The 4,741-nt window shown below is 63.5% G+C and carries 5 protein-coding genes; all 5 read left to right on the top strand.

The genetic code is table 11. The features are described from left to right. Positions 1–769: ParA family protein (locus VMJ11_RS22400; RefSeq protein WP_325621880.1), on the top strand; the 769-nt coding region annotated here is incomplete at its 5' end. 20 nt (positions 770–789) lie between these two features. Beyond that, entirely contained in the window at positions 790–1,677 is an 888-nt protein-coding gene (locus VMJ11_RS22395) for a ParB/RepB/Spo0J family partition protein (protein ID WP_325621878.1), read from the top strand. A gap of 71 nt (positions 1,678–1,748) precedes the next feature. After that, on the top strand, positions 1,749–2,864 hold the full coding sequence (locus VMJ11_RS22390) for an SLC13 family permease (protein ID WP_325621875.1): 1,116 nt from the start codon (positions 1,749–1,751) through the stop codon (positions 2,862–2,864). A 274-nt stretch (positions 2,865–3,138) separates the two neighbouring features. After that, complete coding sequence (locus VMJ11_RS22385; RefSeq protein WP_325621873.1) at positions 3,139–3,720, top strand: ATP synthase subunit I; 582 nt, start codon at positions 3,139–3,141, stop codon at positions 3,718–3,720. A 177-nt stretch (positions 3,721–3,897) separates the two neighbouring features. Then, positions 3,898–4,741, top strand: an 844-nt coding sequence (gene atpB, locus VMJ11_RS22380) for a F0F1 ATP synthase subunit A (protein WP_325621871.1), incomplete at its 3' end; no start/stop codon positions are given.

The raw sequence follows: 4,741 nt of genomic DNA, 5'->3' as shown, positions 1-4,741 counted from the left end.
GGCAAAAATCTTCTGCGTTGCGAACCAGAAGGGCGGCGTCGGCAAGACGACGACAACGGTCAATCTCGCCGCGAGCCTCGCATCGCAGGGACAACGTGTCCTTCTCATCGACCTCGACCCGCAGGGCAACGCCACGATGGGCAGCGGCATCGACAAGGCAGCGTGCGAGAACACGGTGTACGAGGTGCTCGTCGACGGTGTCACGGTGAACGATGCGCGCACGAGGCCGGAGCAGGTCGGCTACGACGTGCTGCCCGCCAATCGCGAACTGGCCGGCGCCGAAGTGGAGTTGGTCTCGGTTGATCAACGCGAGCGTCGCCTGAAGACCGCGCTCGCCGAAGTCGACGCCGAGTACGATTTCGTGCTGATCGACTGCCCGCCGGCCTTGTCGCTGCTCACGCTTAACGGCCTGTGCGCTGCGCACGGTGTGGTAATCCCGATGCAGTGCGAATATTTTGCGCTGGAAGGGCTGTCGGATCTCGTCAACACGATCAAGCAGGTTCACGCGAACATGAATCGCGACCTGAAGGTCATCGGTCTTCTGCGGGTGATGTTCGACCCGCGCATCACGCTGCAGCAGCAGGTTTCCGAGCAGTTGAAGGAGCACTTCGGCGACAAGGTGTTCGACGCCGTGATCCCGCGCAATGTCCGTCTTGCGGAAGCGCCCAGCTATGGTTTGCCGGGCGTGGTGTTCGATCGCGCGTCGCGCGGCGCGCAGGCCTATGTGCAGTTCGGCGCGGAAATGATCGAGCGCGTGCGCGCACTCTGACGAGAGACTGGGGAAGCACGATGAACGCAGTAGCACGCAAGAAGGGATTGGGCCGGGGGCTGGAAGCACTGCTTGGCGGTAGCGCCGACATTACCGAGGCGGTGAAGATCGACGGTGCGCCGAACACGCTGCCGCTCACGCAAATGCAGGCCGGCAAGTACCAGCCGCGCACGCGCATGGACGAGGGTGCGCTGCAGGAGCTGGCCGCGAGCATCCGGGCGCAAGGCCTGATGCAGCCGATCCTGGTGCGCCCGGTCGCGCCGGGTCGCTACGAAATCATCGCGGGCGAGCGGCGTTTCCGTGCGGCGCATATCGCGGGGCTGAGCGAAGTGCCGGTGCTCGTGAAGGACGTGCCCGACCAGGCCGCTGCGGCGATGGCGCTGATCGAGAACATCCAGCGCGAGGACCTGAATCCACTCGAAGAGGCGCAGGGCATCCAGCGCCTGCTCGACGAGTTCAGCTTCACGCACGAGCAGGCGGCCGAATCGGTGGGCCGCTCGCGCAGCGCCGTGTCGAATCTGCTGCGTCTGCTTAATCTCGCGGCGCCGGTGCAGACCATGCTGCTCGCCGGCGATCTCGACATGGGCCACGCGCGCGCACTGCTCGCCGTGGACGCCGCCACGCAGATCACACTTGCCAACCAGGTGGTCAACAAGCGGATGTCGGTGCGTGAAACGGAGAAGCTCGTTTCGGCCACGACGAAGGCTGCGCCCGCCGTGAAGGCTAAGGCGGCGCACGACGGCGGCCGCGACACGCGCCGCCTCGAGGAGGAGCTTTCCGACCTGCTGGCCGCGACCGTGAAGATCAAGCTCGGCCGACGCGGGCGAGGGCAGCTCACGGTCGACTTCGGCGACCTCGACGCGCTCGACGGCATTCTGCTGCGTCTGCGCGGCGAAACGGCGGTCTGATGCGCACCGCCGCAAACGCGCGCACCGGCGCATAACCGGTGCGCGAATCGCAGCAGGGCGCCCGCGGGCCCTTGAGCCTGGTCCGCCGCGTTGGCGCATTCGCAGCGGCGGAGCCGGTGCTCTCGATTCTCGTCGTGGCGCTTCTCGCGCTGCAGATATTCGCGCCGCGCCCGTTGAGCACGCTGCCCGCGCTCGTCGACTGGCAAACGGTGATGACTCTCGCGGGCCTGCTCGTCCTGACGAAGGCGATCGAATATTCAGGACTGCTGACCTGGCTCGCACACCGGCTCGTGCACCACGTCCACTCGGAACGCGGGCTGGCATTGCTGCTCGTCGCGCTGGCAGCAGCCCTTTCGACGATCGTGACCAACGATGTCGCGCTCTTCGTCGTGGTGCCGCTCGTGCTTTCCCTGCACCAGCTTGCGCCGCTGCCGCTCAAGCGCCTTGTGATCGTCATCGCGCTTGGCGTGAACGCGGGCTCGGTGCTCACACCGCTCGGCAATCCGCAGAACCTGTTTCTCTGGCAGGTGAGCGGGGTGTCGTTCACGCGATTCGTGCTCAGGCTCGCCCCGTTGTGCGCATTTTTGATGGCGATGCTCGCCGTGCTCTCCGTATGCCTGTTCAAGACGCGCGCGCTCGACCTGTCGAAAGACGCTACACCCCAGCGCGTCGATCGAACGCTGGCCGTTGTCGCCGCTGCGCTTTTCGGCGCGTTCGTGCTGCTCGCCGACGCACACCATGCGGGTATCGCGCTGGCTGGCGTCGGTGCGGGCTTCCTGATCTGGCGCCCACGCATCGTGCTCAAGATCGACTGGCTGCTTTTGCTGATCTTCGTTCTGATGTTCATCGTCCTGCGCAGCGTAGCCGCGCTGCCCTGGATTCATCACGCGCTGGCGTCGCTCTCGCTGCAAACGCCGATGCGCGCTTTTGCCGCAGGCGCCGTGTTATCGCAGGCAATCAGCAATGTGCCGGCCGCCATCGTGCTCGCCGGCTTCACGCATGACTGGCGCGCGCTGGCTTTCGGCGTGAGCGTGGGTGGCTTTGGGGTCGCCATTGGTTCGCTCGCCAACCTTATCGCTGTGCGCCTTTCTGGCGAGCGTGGCGTGTGGCTGCCGTTTCACCTGATCTCCGTGCCATTCTGGATTGCGGCCTTTTTCGGCGGGGCGCTGCTGTTGCATCTGTTCTGATGTGGCGCTTTCCTCGCCCTGACTTGCACGTTGGTTGACCACAGATTTACCTGGTTATCCTGAAGAATGTTCCCTCTCTTACAGTTACCGTTAACGTGCTCGTAGCGGGCGGCTTTCCCGCATCATGAAGTCGTATTTCACGGGTGTTATTGAGCGGCCTAAAGTCTTGAATTGCCTGCAACTATCGCTTACAATCGCCCGGATTTAATTGGTTGGCGATGCTGTAAGTGCGCTGTAAAAAAATGCGCGCAAGGCAAATATCCGGAATCAAGCGATGGTGGGTCAGAGGCCAGACGAAGCGCCGCAGGCGCATGAAGGGCCCGATGTTCCACCGGGCGCAACCCGGGCATCCAGCCGGGGGCAGGATGCAACGGCAGAAACTTCCGGGCGCGTTGATCACAACGCGCGTTGGGATGAGTTGGACGCCAGCCAGCAAGACAACAACGATATCGTTCCGCTCACCCGGGCCGAGGCCGAGCAGCTCTTTGGCACAGAGGTGAGTCGCCCATCGCGCGTCACGCCGTTTCGGGTCGTGGCAGCGCAAGTGGCTTTGTCCCTGGTTGCAACGCTGGTGTGGTGGCTGTTTTATAAGCCGCCGGGCGCCGCTGCGCTGTCCGCGTTCCTGGGGGGGGCGATCTGCTGGTTGCCTGGTGCGCTCTTTGCCGCGCGCCTGAAGCAGTTGAGCAGGGCCGGCACCGTGCTGAACTGGATGCTTGGCGAAGCGTTCAAGATGGGGGCGACGATTGCGATGTTCGTCGCCATCGCGTTCTGGTATCGCGACGTGCAGTGGATCCCGTTGCTCGTCACCTACCTGATCGCACTAAAGACATACTGGATCGCGCTCGCGTGGCGCTGACCCACCAACATCGCGCCGCCCTGGCAAGCACCTACGGGCGTTGAGGCGATGCAGGTGGAGAGCGGCTGGCCCATGCGCAGTGGATAGACACGATCCGCGGCGGTGCGTTCCCGCAATACAGTATTGCGGCGGGAGCGACTGGAATCGATTTTCGACAATTTGGGTGGCTTTAACGATATGGCAGCTAGCGAAGGAACGCGCACTCTGGATCCGTCCGAGTACATTGCGCACCACTTGCAGAACTTTTCCACCTCGCACCAGACGTCGATCGTCGACTTCAGCGTCTGGAACATCGACACGCTGTTCTGGTCGATCCTCTGCGGCCTCGTGACCATCTTCGTGCTGCGTCTCGCCGCGCGCAAAGCGACCTCGGGCGTGCCGGGCCGCTTCCAGTGCGCCATCGAGATGCTGGTCGAAATGGTCGAAGACCAGTCGAAGTCCATCATCCATGGCAACCGCAAGTTCATCGCGCCGCTCGCACTGACCGTGTTCGTCTGGGTCGCGCTCATGAACTCGCTCGACTTCATTCCTGTCGACCTGCCGGGCCGCGTGATCGGCTGGCTCGGTCTGTCTGAAGCGCTGCCGCATCAGCGCATCGTCCCGACCGCCGACCTCAACGGCACGTTCGGCATCGCGCTCGGCGTGTTCGTGCTGATGATTTACTACAACCTCAAGATCAAGGGTCCCGGCGGCTTCGCACACGAGCTGCTCTCGGCCCCGTTCGGCGCGCATCCGCTGCTTTGGATCCCGAACCTTGCACTCAACATCATCGAGTTCGTCGCAAAGACGGTTTCGCTCGCCCTGCGGTTGTTCGGCAACATGTACGCAGGCGAACTGCTGTTCCTGCTGATCGCCCTGCTGGGCAGTCTGTGGACCTTCGGCGCGGACACGACGGTGCTTGGCTTCATCGGCCACGTGATTGCGGGCAGTGTCTGGGCGATCTTCCACATCCTGATCGTTCTGCTGCAGGCGTTCATTTTCATGATGCTGACGCTGGTGTACATCGGCCAGGCACACGACA

The sequence above is a fragment of the Paraburkholderia sp. genome, from assembly GCF_035501035.1.
GTDB lineage: Bacteria > Pseudomonadota > Gammaproteobacteria > Burkholderiales > Burkholderiaceae > Paraburkholderia.
This window is presented reverse-complemented; position numbering and strand designations above follow the sequence as displayed.

Coding starts and splice junctions, on each gene's coding strand:
- VMJ11_RS22385 (WP_325621873.1), top strand. CDS start 3,139: ATGGTGGGTCAGAGGCCAGACGAAGCGCCGCAGGCGCATGAAGGGCCC.
- VMJ11_RS22395 (WP_325621878.1), top strand. CDS start 790: ATGAACGCAGTAGCACGCAAGAAGGGATTGGGCCGGGGGCTGGAAGCA.